The sequence below is a fragment of the Paenibacillus sp. FSL H3-0321 genome, assembly GCF_038002865.1.
Lineage (GTDB): Bacteria > Bacillota > Bacilli > Paenibacillales > Paenibacillaceae > Paenibacillus_AQ.
The window spans coordinates 1,720,123-1,736,692 of the sequence record NZ_JBBODH010000001.1; the positions used below are offsets into that span (position 1 = coordinate 1,720,123).

Annotated in this window: 14 protein-coding genes; 3 read left to right on the forward strand and 11 right to left on the reverse strand. The window is 49.9% G+C overall.

Annotation, left to right across the window (positions count from 1 at the left end):
- Nucleotides 1-197: 197 nt before the first annotated feature.
- Together MHI45_RS07665 and MHI45_RS07670 are read left to right on the forward strand one after the other, a co-directional pair.
- Nucleotides 198-1,148, forward strand: coding sequence for a DUF1385 domain-containing protein (locus tag MHI45_RS07665; protein WP_144024220.1), 951 nt, complete (start codon nucleotides 198-200; stop codon nucleotides 1,146-1,148).
- A gap of 7 nt (nucleotides 1,149-1,155) precedes the next feature.
- Nucleotides 1,156-1,491 carry a hypothetical protein gene (locus MHI45_RS07670; RefSeq protein WP_038594944.1) on the forward strand — a complete coding sequence of 112 codons (336 nt, stop codon included), beginning with the start codon at nucleotides 1,156-1,158 and terminating at the stop codon, nucleotides 1,489-1,491.
- A 228-nt stretch (nucleotides 1,492-1,719) separates the two neighbouring features.
- Here MHI45_RS07670 and MHI45_RS07675 read toward each other — a convergent pair whose 3' ends face one another.
- From MHI45_RS07675 to mntR, 3 genes are all read right to left on the reverse strand, one after another.
- On the reverse strand, nucleotides 1,720-2,667 hold the full coding sequence (locus tag MHI45_RS07675) for a patatin-like phospholipase family protein (protein WP_341118938.1): 948 nt from the start codon (nucleotides 2,665-2,667) through the stop codon (nucleotides 1,720-1,722).
- Nucleotides 2,668-2,761: 94 nt separating this feature from the next.
- Nucleotides 2,762-4,438, reverse strand: a complete 1,677-nt coding sequence (locus MHI45_RS07680) for a family 10 glycosylhydrolase (RefSeq protein ID WP_076108876.1) — start codon at nucleotides 4,436-4,438, stop codon at nucleotides 2,762-2,764.
- 178 nt (nucleotides 4,439-4,616) lie between these two features.
- Nucleotides 4,617-5,042 (reverse strand): transcriptional regulator MntR, encoded by a 426-nt coding sequence (gene mntR / locus MHI45_RS07685; RefSeq protein WP_038594947.1) that lies wholly within the window; start codon nucleotides 5,040-5,042, stop codon nucleotides 4,617-4,619.
- 191 nt (nucleotides 5,043-5,233) lie between these two features.
- Between mntR and splB the strand changes: the two genes are divergently transcribed.
- Entirely contained in the window at nucleotides 5,234-6,310 is a 1,077-nt protein-coding gene (gene splB / locus MHI45_RS07690) for a spore photoproduct lyase (RefSeq protein WP_341118939.1), read from the forward strand.
- A 1-nt stretch (nucleotide 6,311) separates the two neighbouring features.
- Here splB and MHI45_RS07695 read toward each other — a convergent pair whose 3' ends face one another.
- The 8 genes from MHI45_RS07695 to MHI45_RS07730 all read right to left on the reverse strand — a co-directional run bounded on the left by MHI45_RS07695 (nucleotide 6,312) and on the right by MHI45_RS07730 (nucleotide 16,493).
- Nucleotides 6,312-7,025 carry a cytochrome c biogenesis CcdA family protein gene (locus MHI45_RS07695; protein WP_038594949.1) on the reverse strand — a complete coding sequence of 238 codons (714 nt, stop codon included), beginning with the start codon at nucleotides 7,023-7,025 and terminating at the stop codon, nucleotides 6,312-6,314.
- Between the two features lie 48 nt (nucleotides 7,026-7,073).
- Nucleotides 7,074-7,877: a metal ABC transporter permease gene (locus MHI45_RS07700; protein WP_076108874.1), complete on the reverse strand. Its 804-nt coding sequence runs from the start codon at nucleotides 7,875-7,877 to the stop codon at nucleotides 7,074-7,076.
- Nucleotides 7,878-8,908: 1,031 nt separating this feature from the next.
- A complete protein-coding gene (locus MHI45_RS07705; RefSeq protein WP_076108873.1) occupies nucleotides 8,909-9,658 on the reverse strand; it encodes a metal ABC transporter ATP-binding protein in 750 nt (249 codons plus the stop codon).
- Between the two features lie 34 nt (nucleotides 9,659-9,692).
- Nucleotides 9,693-10,700 (reverse strand): metal ABC transporter solute-binding protein, Zn/Mn family, encoded by a 1,008-nt coding sequence (locus MHI45_RS07710; protein ID WP_076108872.1) that lies wholly within the window; start codon nucleotides 10,698-10,700, stop codon nucleotides 9,693-9,695.
- 259 nt (nucleotides 10,701-10,959) lie between these two features.
- Nucleotides 10,960-12,981 carry a methionine--tRNA ligase gene (gene metG, locus MHI45_RS07715; protein ID WP_076108871.1) on the reverse strand — a complete coding sequence of 674 codons (2,022 nt, stop codon included), beginning with the start codon at nucleotides 12,979-12,981 and terminating at the stop codon, nucleotides 10,960-10,962.
- Nucleotides 12,982-13,338: 357 nt separating this feature from the next.
- Nucleotides 13,339-13,602 carry a membrane protein insertion efficiency factor YidD gene (yidD, locus tag MHI45_RS07720; RefSeq protein ID WP_076108870.1) on the reverse strand — a complete coding sequence of 88 codons (264 nt, stop codon included), beginning with the start codon at nucleotides 13,600-13,602 and terminating at the stop codon, nucleotides 13,339-13,341.
- Nucleotides 13,603-13,604: 2 nt separating this feature from the next.
- Complete coding sequence (locus MHI45_RS07725; RefSeq protein ID WP_076109008.1) at nucleotides 13,605-14,066, reverse strand: Fur family transcriptional regulator; 462 nt, start codon at nucleotides 14,064-14,066, stop codon at nucleotides 13,605-13,607.
- A 237-nt stretch (nucleotides 14,067-14,303) separates the two neighbouring features.
- Nucleotides 14,304-16,493, reverse strand: a complete 2,190-nt coding sequence (locus tag MHI45_RS07730) for a copper amine oxidase N-terminal domain-containing protein (RefSeq protein WP_341118940.1) — start codon at nucleotides 16,491-16,493, stop codon at nucleotides 14,304-14,306.
- Nucleotides 16,494-16,570 lie beyond the last annotated feature (77 nt).

Here is a 16,570-nt window from a genome sequence, read left to right on the forward strand (position 1 = left end):
CACTTTCAATATATGGGTTGCCCTTCGGCCCCTCCGCTCTCTAAATGCTAGTATGCACAGGAAAAGGCAATCCAACTAGCAATGTGGGCATAAATTAGTTACAATGTATTATATAAATCATATTAATACATGGGAAGGTGAATTGGTTGTCCCAAGAAACTCCAAGTTACGGCGGCCAAGCCGTTATTGAAGGCGTCATGTTCGGCGGCAAGCATATCAACGTAACAGCCGTAAGAAGGAAGAATCAGGAAATCACATTTTTGGAGGTGCCGAGAAGCGATAAGAGCTGGGTCGTTAAACTGCGCAAGATTCCGCTGCTTCGCGGCATTGTCAGTATTATAGATTCCAGCGCCAAAGGCTCCAAACATCTGAATTACTCAGCGGAATCGTATGCCGAGGATGAAACAGAGCCGGAAGAGCTTGCCAAGCAGCAGAAAGAAAAAGAAAAGAAGAAGGATGAGGGCTGGAGCCTCGGCATGATTTTTGGCGTGGCGGTTATGGGTATTCTCTCCTTTCTCTTCGGTAAGGTAATATTTACACTGGTGCCGGTATTCGTTGAAGATTTTTTATTCGGCAATGCATTTGATAACTATGTTCTGCACAACCTCGTAGAAGGTGCAATTAAACTGGTTCTTCTGCTCGTTTATTTATGGGCAATCTCACAGACCCCGGTGGTCAAGCGGTTGTTCCAGTATCACGGAGCCGAGCATAAGGTCATCAGCGCTTTTGAAGCCGGTGAGGAATTGACTGTTCAGAATGTACAGAAGTACAGCCGCCTGCATTACCGTTGTGGAAGCAGCTTTATGATGCTGACCATTGTACTGGGTGTGATCATTTACTCCGTTGTCCCTTGGGATAACCTTACACAGCGTGTACTGCAGCGGATTATTCTCCTTCCTGTCGTCATTGGCGTATCGTTTGAAGTGCTGAAGGGCACCAACGCTGTACGCGACATTCCGGGTCTCAAGTATTTAGGTTATCCGGGGCTGTGGCTGCAGCTGCTCACCACTAAGGAACCTAAGGATGATATGGTGGAAGTCTCCATCGCCTCGTTCAACCGGATGCGGGAGCTTGATGCCGCAATTGAAGCAGGGGAATATTCAGAAGTGAGAGTGTCAGGCGGCATATTGGATCCTGCGAAAGGATGAGTGGCCTATGAGGCATGCTTTGATTTTTTGGATTTCGGTATCGCTCGCGGTACTGGGTCTCGTTACAGGAATGTTGAGCGATGTATTCGGAACGTTGTCGGTATTCATTTTTCCTTTGGTGTTATTCGGTCTCCTCTATTATGGCTACAAGATGACACCGGCTGGAAAAACACGGACTCCCGGCAGACCGCGCACAAAAGTAAAGCCTTCACAGAAAACCATGTCTAAAGTGGCAGGGGTACGCAAAGCCCAAACCGCTCCCGGCAAACGCAAAAGCTATCCGTTCCAGGTTATCGAGGGCAGCAAGGGTAAAAGCGACGATCAGCTTCCAAAATATCATTAACAGGTTCTTGCTGCTCAAGCAGAAAACTGTAAGCACAAGTGGAAACGGCTTTGCCGTCCTCAAAAGGACGGTATCCGTTTCAGCGAGAAATAGAAGGATAATTTATAGCGTGAAACATATAAATTCTTATCTTTTCAAAAAGGCAGCTCCACGTTGCATAACTGACGTGTGGGATGCCTTTTTTAATACCAGATGGGGACCCTCGGGGAGCGAGTCCCCTATTGAGACTCACTGGGTGAGCCTGTGAACGGGCGGCCTCCAGTTTTTGAAGAATTCCTCCCCTGCCTTATATCCAGCTGCGTACAGATCATCACCCTGCACCGGGGAAATATGAAAACTAGTTGTAGAAATCCCCAGTGTCGGAATTTTGACCGTCCGCACAAGTTTCTCGGTTTCGATATAACGTTCATCATGGGCCGACAGCATGGTCCCAACCAGCGCCTGCAGCATACTGAATGGACCGGTGATCCGGTGAGGCTGGGGATCCGTTCTCCCGATCAGCTGATAGCCGACTGTAGGGATGTTGTGCCCCGGACTTTTAAAGCCTGCTTGTTTCTCATCGAACAGCCATAACGGAAAATTGCTGAGCAGTCCTCCGTCCACGAAATAAACGAATTGTTCAGTGAATGACTTCCCCCGGGCAGCCTGCCCGCTTAAACGCAGCATAACCGGGTCGAAAAAATAAGGAATGCTGCAGCTCATGCGGACTGCCTTGGCGACTTCAAACCCGCCTGGGGTTATGCCGTATTCCTCCAGTCCGTCCGGAAGGACAACAATTCGTCCGTTCGAGATATCCGAAGTAATGATGGACAGCTTTCCGCGCGGTAAATCACTGAAGGTAACAATGCCTTTCTCCCGCAAAATGCCGCGGATCCAGGATTCCAGCGCCTCTCCTGAGTACAGGCCTTTTTTAATCATCAGCCGCAGCGCAGGGCCTACGAAAGCTGTGTTGTACAACGCTCCCCGTTTCAAAAAAGAAGAAAAAGAAGTTCCTTTTATAATCCGGCTCATGGCTTCACCGTTATAACCTGCAGCCAGCATCGAGGCGATAATGGAACCCGAGGAGGTTCCGGCTACTTTACGAAAGGTGCGGCCCGCATGTTCCGTCGCCTCCACAGCTCCCGCGAGCGATATTCCCTTTACCCCACCGCCTTCAAACACAGCATTAATCTCCATACAGAGTTTACCCCCGTTCCATAGATCCTATTGCTTATCTATGAGCACGGGGGAAGTTTCATGACTTCTTATGATTGCAATTGCCGGCAATTCATCAGGATTTGAAATAGAACGTCAATAAGCTGGAGAGTCCGAACGGATCACGCACGACGATATCATTCGCACGGAACATAATGCTTCCGGCAACCTCATCGTACTGTTCGTTATATTTGAGCTGGTTGATGATTTGCTCGCCGCTCTGCCATTCGGCCTTCTGATCACTTGCTCCAACCTTATAAGCTGCCTGGCCAATGTACAGCTTCACTCCGGTACCCTTAACTTCATTTACCCACCAGTCTACAAGCTTGTCATAGCGGGCTGCGGAGAAGGATAAACTCCAGTAAATCTGCGGTGCAATATAATCGATCCAGCCGTTTTTAATCCATGTCCGGGTATCCGCATACATGTTATCATAGGCCGATACGCCTGCCGTTGTGTCGGAGCCGGTACTGTCGGCCTTCTTGTTGCGCCACACGCCAAACGGGCTGACACCGTAAGAAACATCAGACTTGGCGCTATGAATCTCCTGGCCTAGCTGGCGGATAAATTCATTGATGTTGTCCCGCCGCCAATCCTCTTTACTCGAGATAGCCTTGGCGTTATATGTATTGAACGCCGTGTCATCGGCGAAAGAGCCGGAGGGATAAAAGTAGTCATCCAAATGCACACCATCAATGTCGTAGCCTTTGACAACCTCCATCACCGTGTCGATAATATGCTGGCGCGCCTCAGGAATTCCCGGATTGATGTACAGCTTGTTCTCTGCTTTTACAATCCACTCCGGATGGGCCTTGGCCACATGATTGCTGGCAAGGCTTGAAGTGCTGGCATCCGTGGTTGCACGGAACGGGTTGAACCAGGCATGAAACTCCATGCCGCGCTCGTGTGTGCTGCTAACCATGTACTCCAGCGGATCATAACCGGGATTTTTCCCCTGCGTTCCGGTTAACACCTTGGACCAGGGAACAAGCACCGAAGGATACAGGCTGTCCCCTGACGGTCTGACCTGTACAAATACGGCGTTGTAGCCGGTGGCCTGCAGCTTGTCCAGCATGGTGTTGAACTCTTTCTTCTGTTTGTCGGCATTGTTTGCCGATGAGGTCGACGGCCAATCCAGATTAAATACGGTGGAGATCCAGGCCCCTTTCATCGCCTTGCCTGTTTTTGCTCCCGGAATGGACGGGATTTCAGGAACGGTTGGCTTCGGCACCGTTGGCGTTGGCACGGTAGGTGTTGGCACCGCAGGCGTTGCCGGTGTAGCTGGAACCGACGGGGTCACAGGACTGATAATTTCGGTATTCGAGTATAGGGCGATATTATTTGCTGCCTTGTTCCAGGCCACCTGTAGCCCGAGCTGTTCGCCTACAAAACGAAGCGGCACCATCACCCGGCCCTGCCGGCTCTGAACCGATGTTTCAAGGCTGATAAAAGCTCCGTCCACGAGGGCCGTTGTGCTGCCGCTGGTCAGCTTCAGCACAGTGTTCCCTTTGCTGATCGTGGCCGTCTTGCTGCTCTGGTTCCAATCCACTGTCGCGCCAAGTCCCCTGCTGACTACAGCGACAGGCACCAGTGTTACGTTGGAAGCGGTAATGTACGGCGGCACATCACTGCTTAGTAGTTCCCCATCCAGCTCAATCGTAATAGGCACCGCTGCCGCACGGACACCGGGTAACCCTACAGACAGGCACAAGACAAAAACCAGCAATCCTACAATCCATTTACGGTAATTCATAATTCCTCCCAGGTTTACATTCTGAAATGTGTATAAACAAAAAGAAACGGCCCTCTCGTCCTTAAATAAGGGAGACGGCCGTTTGCTTTGGAAACGGGGTCATAGAAAAAAAGAACGTTACCCGTTTTGACGTAAAAAAACTGGAAAAGTTGCGCAAAGCAAGAAAAATCTGCTTCGTTTAAGAATCGCTGACCAGCTCATGGTGAATATCGTATAAGGTCTGGAGACGTGCTTCATCGCGCCGGAAATATTCCACCAGCGTTTCAATCCGCGTGATAGAATCCCAGCTCAAATGATGTTCGATGCCTTCCACATCCTTATAAATATGCTCCTGCTGTACTCCGATCAGGCCAAGAAATTCCTCCAGCAGCTGATGACGGTCAACGAGACGTTTTCCTACTTTTTTACCTTTGCTCGTTAGGACAAGCCCACGATATTTCTCATAGATGAGATAGTCGTCCTTATCCAGTTTTTGGATCATCTTGGTTACAGAGGAGGGGTGTACTTCCAGTCCCTCGGCAATATCCGAAACCCGCGCATATCCTTTCTCGTCGATGAGCTTGTATATGCGCTCCAAATAATCCTCCATGCTGGGTGTTGGCATTCAAGTTTACCTCTTTTCTATAATGAGCGTGGCGCGGGGGCCAACCTTGCTCTAACAATGATACATGTTTCTGCCGCTCTTTGGCAAGTCCTCCGGCCCCTTGTTGCCCAGCATAGCGATGTTTACCATGATTTTATTCCATCCTTAATCGGCACAATAACGATATCCTCATCCCTAAGGAGCGTGAACCCATGACTGTAGTAACGCCCGAACGTCCCGCGGTAAAAAGACAGAAAAAGCCGACCGGTCTTTTCATTCCAGAGCTGGTTTTTTTCGAGCCGGATTCACTTAATTATCCCAAAGGAGTTCGGATTATGGAATGGGTCAAAGCCCAGAACATCCCCTACCGCATGACAACCTCGCATAACCGTATTACGAACCTGCCCGGCGAAACCGAGGTTGAGCAATACAAAATCGCCAAAAGAACACTAGTGGTCGGCCTGCGCAAAACGTTGACCTTTGACCAGTCCAAGCCGTCCGCGGATTATGCGATTCCAATTGCCACCGGCTGCATGGGACATTGCCATTATTGTTATTTGCAAACCACGCTGGGGGCCAAGCCCTATATCCGTGTCTATGTGAACACCGGGGACGTCATCGAGGCCGCTAAAAAATATATCGAAGAGCGCGCTCCGGAAATCACTACGTTTGAAGCTGCCTGTACTTCCGATCCGCTCGGGTTGGAGCATATTACCGGCTCCCTGACGGAGCTGATCAGCTTCATGGCTGCAGAGCCGCTCGGTCGGCTGCGTTTCGTAACCAAATACCAGCATGTTGAGCCGCTGCTTCAACTGAAGCATAACGGCCATACACGAATCCGTTTCAGTGTGAATGCCGACTATGTCATCAAGAACTTCGAGCCCGCTACTTCGCGGTTTGAGGAGCGGATTGAGGCTGCGGGAAAAGTAGCCCGGGCCGGATATCCGCTGGGCTTTATCATCGCACCGATTATCTGGCATGACGGCTGGGAAGAAGGCTATGCGGAACTGCTGGAGAAACTGGCCAAAACCCTTCCGCCGGATGTGGGCAAAGGATTGACTTTTGAGATGATTCAGCACCGTTTCACCAAAACAGCCAAAACCGTGATCGAGAAACGTTACCCCAAATCAAAGCTGGAGATGGATATTGAAAAGCGCAAAAAGAAATGGGGCCGCTGGGGCCAAAATAAATATGTGTACCCCGACGAACAGCAAACCGCCCTGCGGGAGTTCATCACAGAGCGGATTTTTGAACATTTCCCGGAAGCGGGAATTGATTATTTTACCTAAGCTAGAAGATCAGCCAGTCCGGTGTGACTCCCTGCAGCCAGATCGTTATCCGGAACATTTGATCCGTAAACAGCAAAACCCCCATTAAGACCATTAGTGCGCCGCCGATCTTCATCAGCACATTGGAATACTTAAGAATTTTTCTCGCCCCGCCCAGGAAGAAAGCCAGTGCAAAAAACGGCAAGGCGAAGCCGATACTGTATGCGGTAATCATCGTAAACCAAGTTCCCGGATCACTGGCAGACAGCGCGATGATTGCCGTCAGAATCGGCCCGATGCAAGGTGACCAGCCTGCGGAAAAGCCGATGCCAAAAATAAAGGAGCCGGCGTAACCCGCCGGTTTCCATTTCAGATCAAGCTTGCGTTCCCGCAGCAGAAACTGTGGCTGAAAAATCCCCAGCAGGAACAGTCCCATCACAATGATTAGGATAGCCGACAATTGACGGATCAGATCACGCTGCCCGTTGAAAAATTGCCCGAACAGCCCGGCCCCAAAGCCGAGCGTATAAAAGACCACTGAAAACCCCAGGATAAAAGCCAGCGTATGCGACAGGGTGCGGAAACGCACCTCTTTGCTGTTACTGCCGCTCTTCAGCTGCTGCACGGACAACCCGGTAATATAAGATAAGTACGAAGGGTAAAGCGGCAGACAGCAAGGCGATATAAACGATGCCACACCAGCGGCAAAAGCAATTCCTGCATTCAGGTTCGACAAAGCGGCAGCTCTCCTTCCGGGTTCAGGGTCACTTTGCTAGTTACATCCTTACGTGGGCAATCCTTTTTTGCCGATTAGCGTCAGGGTCAGCAGGGCAATTAGCAGCAAGACGATTGTTGCCCCAGGCGCCAGATTCCACACCCCCGCAACTACCAGACCTCCCACAACAGCAATCTCGGCAATGATAACCGACAATACAACCGAAGACTTGAAGCTGCGTGACAGCAGCAGACTGATCGCCACCGGAATCGTCAGCAGCGCAGACACGAGCAGCGAACCGACAATCTTAATGGCCGTACTGATCACAAGCGCCGTAAGCACCGTAATGAGCATGTTGAGCAGCTTCACAGGCAGGCCGCTGACACTCGCCGCATCCTCCTCAAAGCTGAGCAGAAAAAACTCCTTGAAAAACAGCGTCACAACTACAACTACGGCAACCGTCACGATACCCACTACGATCAGATCTGTATTATTGAGCGTATAGATACTCCCGAACAGATAGCTCATCACATCCGCATTATACCCTTTGCCCAAGGTGAAAAAGAGTGAAGCCAGCGCTACCCCACCTGACATAATAATCGCGATGGACAGCTCAGCATAGCTCTTGTACGCCTTGCGCAGCTTTTCGATGGCAAAGGAGGCCACCACCGCAAAAATCAGACCTGCCCCCAGCGGATAAAACCCGGTTAGAAAGCCAAGCGCCACACCTGCGATGGTCACATGGGCCAACGTGTCTCCGATCATCGACAATCGTCTGAGCACAAGAAAAACGCCTATAAGCGGCGCGGTAATGCCGATCATCAGCCCGCCCGCAAGCGCCCGCTGAAAAAAGTCACTGAATAGAATTTCCAAGATATATTCTCCTCGTCTGAAACAATTTCGAACCCTCCCAAACCCTCCCTTCCAAGGGAGGGCCCCAAGGGCTCTGCCCTCTGGACACCCGCTTAAGTGCAACTGGCGTGGGAGAGGTGTATTGCGGTATCTTGTAACAGCGGAGGAAAAAACGCTTTTCCTCCCTTACGGGATACGCTTTACCGGTGCGGGATCTGGGTACTGAATAAAGGCTAAGATCAAAGGCTAAGATTAAAGGCTAGATCAAAGGCTAGATCAAAGGCTAAGATCAAAGGCTAAGATCAAAGGCTAAGATCAAAGGCTAAGATCAAAGGCTAAGATCAAAGGCTAGATCAAAGGCTAAGATCAAAGGCTAAGATCAAAGGCTAAGATCAAAGGCTAAGATCAAAGGCTAAGATCAAAGGCTAAGATCAAAGGCTAAGATCAAAGGCTAAGATCAAAGGCTAAGATCAAAGGCTAAGATCAAAGGCTAAGATCAAAGGCTAAGATCAAAGGCTAAGATCAAAGGCTAAGATCAAAGGCTAAGATCAAAGGCTAAGATCAAAGGCTAAGATCAAAGGCTAAGATCAAAGGCTAAGATCAAAAACCTGGTCATCCTATGTTGTACAATGGATGACCAACGGTAAAACCGGCTTGTTTCAGCGGAGAAGAGCAATCTACTGCAGATGATACAATAGATTGCTCACTTTTGGCGCTGATATGGAATTCTGTTGCATTATGTGCAGCAGAATGCAGCAATATGGCTGAATAATGGTGCGTTCACTGAATTCTAGTGTAGGAAATACATCAGAATATAAAAACTAGTAAATATGTAGCTATTCTGCTGCACATAATGCAGCAGATCAAGTTATTAGTCCGTACATAGATGCCAAATCAGGCGTTTTCTTGTTAAAGTTAGTTTCTGGTTGAGTTGCTGATGCGGCAGACTGATGGTTAACGGTACAGTATCCGGCATTATTGAATTTACTGCAGCTATTTTGTATGTCAGCGACTGGTTTGGAGTATTAAGTGTATTATGTGGCAGCCCCGGATCAGGTAAGTGTATGCTGCAGGTTCTCCACGGCGCAATCCTGGACGTCATGAGAGTGGCGGCAGTAGAAATTGATTTTGCCGTTTTTCTGAACCGGCTCCTGCCCCAGATAATTTTTGATCATGTCGATGTCATGCGACACCATCAGGAAAGTCATATGATGATGGGCGTGCATATGCATAATGAGATCGAAAAACCCGGCTTGCGTTTCGGCATCAATACCGACGGTAGGTTCGTCCAAAATGAGCAAATCCGGATGGTTGATCAGCGCACGGGCCAGGAATACACGCTGCTGTTGACCGCCGGACAGCTGGCCAACTCTTTTCTCAGCGATATCCTGAATCCGCATTACCTCAAGGGCGTCCTCACACTGCCGCTGCTGCGCTTTGGACACTCTGCGGATCAGATTCTTATTGTTGTACAAGCCGGACAGCACGACTTCACGGACCGTCGCCGGAAACAAGGGGTTGAAAGCATTTTTTTGCGGGACATATCCGATGCGCTCCCAATCCTTAAACTTGCGGACAGACTGGCCGAATAATTTAATATCCCCGCTGGTTGCGGGCAGGAGCCCGACGATCATCTTCAGCAAGGTTGTTTTGCCAGCGCCGTTGGAACCGATAATTCCCAGGAAGTCCCGTTCCTTAACGGTGTAATTCAGATTGGAAATCACCTTCTGCTCTCCGTAAGAGAAGGAAAGATCCTGTATCTCGATCATATGCTGATGGCAGTCCAAGGATACCGATTGCATTGTGAAGTACCGCCTTTCACTTATACTTTCCTTACTATTGTAAAGCCAGAATTAGATTTTGCAAATTTTTTTCCATTAATGTGAAATAGTTGTCTCCATTCTTGTCCTGTTCGGTGGTAAGTCCCTCAACCGGATTTAGCACCATAGTCTCCACGCCGGCTTCACCAGCCAGAGTTTTGGCCAGCTTGTCGGAAACCAGTTCCTCGAAGAAGATATAACGGATGCCTTCCTCTTTTACCAAAGCCGCCAAATCCAGCAAATCCTGCCCGCGTGGTTCCGCATCCGGGGACAAGCCCATGATGGCATGTTGTTTCAAGCCATAATCACGCGCGAGATAAGCAAACGCCTGGTGGGACACGACGATTTCTTTATTCGGCAGCTTGGCAAGCTCTGTCGTAAACTTACTGTCCAGCGCCTGCAAGCGCTCTGCAAGCTTATTATAACGTTCCTCATAACCGGATTCATGCTCAGGATCGACAGACTGAAGGCTCTCTTTAATGTTCTCAGCCATCACAAGCGCGGATTTTGGACTTACCCAGGTATGGGGATCTGTATGCAGGCTGTCGGTGCCTGTTTCTTCGGAATGCTCTTCATCCGCATGCTCCTCACCTTCATGCGCATGTTCCTCGCCTCCATGATCATGCCCGTCTTCTTCATCTGTCATAATATAATCGACGCCTTTGCTGACTTCAACAGCTTTGGCTTTACTGTCGCTGTTGAGGCTTTTGAGGAAGTTCGGCACCCAGCCCTCAAGTCCGGCACCATTGTACAGAAACAGCTGGGCTTTGGAAGTATTGATGATATCCTGGCTGCGCGGGGTCCAATCATGAGGCTCCACACCAACCGGAAGCAGATTGATGACATTGGCATCTTCCCCGCCAATTTCTTTGGCAAATTCATATATAGGATAAAAAGTAGTGACTACATTCACTTTACCCTCAACGATACTCCCGCTGCTCTTGGGACCGCAGGCCGCAAGTGTTAGGATTACCAGCAGAGCAAGCACCAGCAGCAGCCCTCTGTGTGGTTTTGTTAAAGACATAATTGCTATCGACTCCTTAAATCGTAAATTTTACTATGAGAATTATAATAGTAATGGTTACGATAAGTCAACTCTCATGTTCTCTCGAACGTTCTGCTGCCAGAGTCAATAACAGCTTCAAAGCTTCGTGTATCCCTTGTATCCATAACAAAAAGGAACACCGCAGCCATTGCTGGCTTGCGTGCGTTCCCTTGCATTCGTTTGGCGGGTCAATTGAATTTGCCCATTTGGACCCGTTATTTGTTCTGGTACAGCCTGTTTACTTCACAATTGCACCGTTCGGCATGCTGTCCGGTACGGTTGCGATCGTCAGCTTGTCGCCTTTGGAGGCGGCCAGGATCATGCCTTGCGACAACTCGCCGCGCAGCTTCACCGGCTTCAGGTTGACGATGCAGATTACCTTTTGTCCCACCAGCTCCTCTGGAGTGTAGAACTTGGCAATCCCGGACACAACCTGGCGCTGCTCATAACCAAGATCAAGCTGCAGCTTCAGCAGCTTGTCTGCCTTCTTCACCGGCTCAGCGGCAATGACCTGGGCCACGCGCAGCTCGGCTTTGGCAAAATCGTCGATACCGATTTCTTCCTTATGCTCTTCCTCCGGCTCAGCTGCTGCGCCGCTTTCAGCGCTTGCAGGTGCAGGTTCTGCTTCTGCTGCCGCCGGTTTGCCGGCACCCATCGCCTCGGCGATAAAGGCAACCTCTACAGCAACATCGAGGCGCGGGAAGATTGGATCGCCTTTGGCCAGCTTCGTTCCGGCTGGAATGAGGCCGAAGGTTTTGCCGCTGTCCCAAGCTGTCAGCTCACCCGGCTGAATACCAAGCTGCTCCCAGATCTTCGCCGGGGCGCTGGTCAGGAACGGCTGCAAAAGAATCGAAGCGGTGCGCAGGCCCTCCACGAGATGTCTCATTACGGAAGCCAGCTCACCGGTTCTGCTCTCATCCTTCGCGAGCACCCAAGGCTGGGTCTCATCAATGTATTTATTCGTACGGCTGATGAATGCCCCGATCGCTGTAAGCGCCACGGAGAACTCCATTTTTTCCATCGCTTCTTCAACTTTGGCATAGGTGCTGCCCGCAGCCGCTTCAAGCTCGCTGTCGAACGCCGTTACCTTGCCTTCGTAAGCCGGGAGTTCGCCGCCAAAATATTTCTCCACCATCGCCCCGGTCCGGTTCAGCAGATTCCCGAGGTCATTGGCCAGATCATAGTTGATCCGGTCTACAAAGCTTTCAGGCGTAAAGGTGCCATCCGAGCCAAATGCCACTTCACGCAGCAGATAGTAACGTAGCGCGTCCAATCCGTAGCGGTCGATCAGTGTAACCGGATCCACTACATTGCCCTTGGATTTGGACATTTTGCCGTCTTTCATCAGCAGCCAGCCGTGTGCGAATACTTTCTTTGGAAGCGGCTCGCCTAGCGCCATCAGGATGATCGGCCAGTAGATCGTATGGAAGCGCACAATTTCCTTGCCGACAATGTGCACATCCGCAGGCCAGAACTTGTCATACAAGCTGCGGTCCTCGGAGCCATAGCCAAGCGCTGTGATATAGTTCGTCAATGCATCAATCCATACATACACGACATGCTTCTCGTCGCCCTTGACCTTAACGCCCCAATCAAAGGTTGTACGGGAGACCGCAAGGTCCTCCAGCCCGGGCTTGATGAAATTGTTGATCATTTCGTTCTTGCGTGATTCCGGCAGGATAAACTCCGGATTCTCTTCATAATACTTCAGCAGACGGTCAGCATACTTGCTCATGCGGAAGAAATAGCTTGCTTCCTTGACCAATTCGACAGGGTGGCCGCTGTCCGGGCTTTTACCGCCGGTGATGGCACCGTTTGCGTCCCGCTCGATATCCACCAGCTGAGTTTCGGTGTAGAAGGTTTCATCCGGAATGCTGTACCAGCCTTCATATTCACCTTTGTAGATGTCGCCCTGCTTCAGCAGGCGGTCAAAGATATCCTGCACCACTTTCTTGTGCCGTTCTTCCGTCGTGCGGATGAAATCATCGTTGGAAATATCCAGCTTGCGCCACAGATCCTTAATGCCGACGACAATATCGTCAACGAACTGCTGAGGGGTCTTGCCGGCTTCAGCAGCCTTTCGTTCGATCTTCTGCCCATGTTCATCCGTACCGGTAAGATAACGGACCTCATAGCCGCGCAAGCGCTTGTAGCGGGCCATAGCATCTCCAGCTACCGTAGAGTAAGCATGCCCGATATGCAGCTTGTCACTCGGATAATAAATCGGTGTAGTCAGGTAAAAAGTTTTCTTATCGCTCATTTCATGTCATCCTTTCGTCTTGGCAAACACAATAAACACAAAAAACTCCCGCCCCTTTATGGGGCGAGAGTATACTCACGCGATACCACCCAAAGTTCCCTGGTTCTTCACAGAACACAGGCTTCGCCAGTTCCTTTGCGGAACTGTCCATTAACGCTGGAACACGCTGTTATCTTACTTAAGCCGCGACAACCCGGCTCAGCTCGAAGACAGTTCCTCCCGGACCATATTCAATCCTGCGTACCATACCGGCTCCCAGCTGTTCCCGGCTCTCTGTAATGGTCGTCCCGATCTACTCATCCGTTCCTCGGAAATTGATGTTATTATCCAAAATATACCCAAAATGCAGGCATCATGTCAAGTCGTGGGAGCCGCTTCGTCCCCGGTAGAGTGTTCTTTGCGCGGCGGTACCGGGTCCAGTCCCCCGGGATGGAAGGGATGGCATTTGCCAATACGCTTCGCGGCAAGCCACGAACCCTTGAGCGGGCCATGGATTTCGATTGCTTCCAGCGCGTAGGCTGAGCAAGTCGGATAAAAGCGGCAGGTCGCCGGTTTAAGCGGCGAAATAAATTTGCGGTACACGCGGATTGGGGCCTGGATCGTTCTGCGTATAATAGGCATAATCAGTGCCCTTCTTTGCCGTGCGCCGCAAGTGCCGTCTCTTCTTCACGGTTCTGTTCACAATCCTTGCAGTAACCGAACACCTCAAATTTATGCTTGACCACCCGGAACTGATCCGGTGTATCCGTTAAATTCATCGGGCAGAAATGAATCGGGTAAGTCTTCATGCATTGAAGGCAAATCATATGGTGATGGTGATGATCCTGATTGCAGCTGCCTTTGAACTTGACGCCATCCTCAAAGACCACCTGCTCCAGCACACCCAGTTCCTCCATGACACGCAGGTTGCGGTAAACTGTATCAAAGCTGAGCCCGCTGTACTTGCGGCCCATATGCTCATAAACATCCTTCGCCGACAAATATCCCGTATTCTCGCCGAATAACTTGGCAAGCGTTTTGCGCTGATCGGTGATTCGCAGTCCCTGCCCCGACATGGCTTCCAGTATTTGTTCTGTCGACAGCATTCGCTCATCTCCCATAACATAGGTCATTTGTATTGCACTCTCTTTATAATGCCCCAAAACAAAAGCCCCGTCAATGAAGCGGTCCACCCAAGACTCGCTTGCTGGAAGACTTGAGACCTAATGCCCCTGTATTTGACACAAAAAAAGGCTGCCCTTCCTTGACGGAAGCAGCAGCCGGGTTTGTAAATTGGAATGTCCGTTGCCGGGCTTTCCAGTATTACTTAAGTACTTCCCTGTTTATTTCTTCGGAGGAAGTGGTGTGAACAGGAAGTTAATTGACAAGTTACTGCCGGAAGCCGGAGTAAACTGGATCTCTACTGGACCTTCATAATCACCGGTCCGGTACACAACGCTGTTCAAATCGGAACTTCCCAGACTTTTCTCGTTTGGCACCTGCACGACTTGATTGCCGTTAACAAGAACGGTGCCCATATAGTTTCCTCCACGCGGGTTAAAGGTAATCAGCGTATTGGCCGCTACCCGCTCCAGCCTGATTTTGTACAGAACACCGAAGTTCCCCAGGTTCGTTTCCTGGAGGCCTGTCAGGGCATCGAGGCCGAGCAAGTTCGGATCATTGTTATTGTCGCCGATCACGAGTCTGGCTGGAGTAGTTCCCACCAAATCCGAAACGTTAATGAGACGAGTAGAATCCGGATAGGTACCCCGATTATGCACTCCGTCACGCGGCAAGATAGGCGTTAAAGGCAGTGAAGAAATCGGCTCTTTATTCGCATCAATCATCATCACGGAATAGGTAACCGCTAAATCACTGTACAGATCAGCCTGCATCGAGACGTTATCATTTGGCTTCATGGCTATAGTATTCAGTTCTGTAAGAATCGATACGCTTTGTCCTGGCTGGATTACCGTTTGCTTGTACGAGCTGCCGTTCAGCATCGATTCCCAGTACCGTGTTACAGATTTCTGTCCGGTTAGCTCTGCAAATGAGCTAGGACCACCAAATCCGGAATATTGGGTTGTAATTGTCACAGGATACATATTGTCATTTGTGGCAATCACATATACCTTGGTGTTGATCGACAAATTATTCTTATGGTGAATCAGAAAACGTGTTGCACCTGTAGCCGTTTCACGGTACAGAACACCCTCGCTGAACACCGTTTCCGGGCTGTTGCTGCGGATCAGGGTAAACGGCTCGGAAGACGTGTTGTATTTTAGATTCGGCCAAGTAGGGACCGGAGAGCCGTCAAATTTGAATGCTGTACCGGGTACTGCGAACAGGCGGTTAAAATCCTCTTCATTGTAAAGTTGTTCTTCCGTAATAATAATTGTTTTCTCAAACGTATTGACGGCCCCATGGGAATCCGTAGCAGTCAGGCTGATGACTGTTGCACCGGGTGTAAAGAACGCCTGGGCTTTATTGGTCCATGTTACTGTAATCGTGTCGCCGTCTGGATCACTGCTGTTATCCGTATAAGTGATTGGTTCACCCATTTTGTACTGTTCCTTGTCTGTGACGAAATTTGCCACCGGGGCTTCATTCGGCTTCAGAACATTGATGGTCGCAGTGTACGGATCACTCGTGCGTCCATTGGCATCTACAACGGAATAGGTAACGGTATAAATACCGGGTTCATCATAGTAGTCCCGCTTGTCTCCACCCCATAGATCACTAACGATAGGTGTTCCATTCGGTGAACTGCTGGAGGTCACAAAGTTGACCATGGTTTGACCAGCATAAATTTCAGTAGGCTGAACGGTAAAAGAAGCCTTAGGCTTTGTGGAAAGTGTAAGAATTACACGTTTCTGAACAGTATCCAATACATAATTTAATTTCAGTGCCGATGTAATGGAGGTTAAAGGAATCATAAACGTTCCTTTGTACTGGTAGGTTGCACCCTTCATTGTGGACTTCTTGCCATTGACTGTATAGGTTTTGCTGTTCAGCTTAAAGCGCATTACATCGCTGCCTTTTGTAACTACGGTTTCCTTAGCCTTGGAATCATAAGTAACCTGCAGTCCTACACGTTCCACCATCGCCCGGATAGAGACGTAGGATACGCCGTTCTTGACTGCCATCGGCTGATTGGCCAAATATAACACACCGTTTACGTACATTTTGTTGCTGTTCAACATCAGCACCAGCTGATCATCTCCTGTGGCGGAGAGCATCTGTGCATCCATACTGTTCGTCTGCATGTACGTTTGATCGGTAACCGTTGCTGGCGGCAGCGGTGTTGCCGTAGGCTCTGCAGACGGGGTCGGTGAAGCTGCACCGTCCAACAATCCGCCTGACAACGGGTCAGTAGATAGAGGTACAGATGATGCTGACGGTGTTGGTGTTGCCTCCGCGGTACTCACGTTACTCGTCGAAGTGGTGCTGACGGGTGCGGCGAAAGCCGGCACTGCTGCGGCAATCTGTGTGATGGCCAATACAGCAGCTAATGATAATTTCTTAAGATTCATGATATGACTCCTTCTACTCCCAGTTGTAGTATATAAGGCCTGCAGTTCTCTCTCTGTAATCCTTATATTCCCCGCAA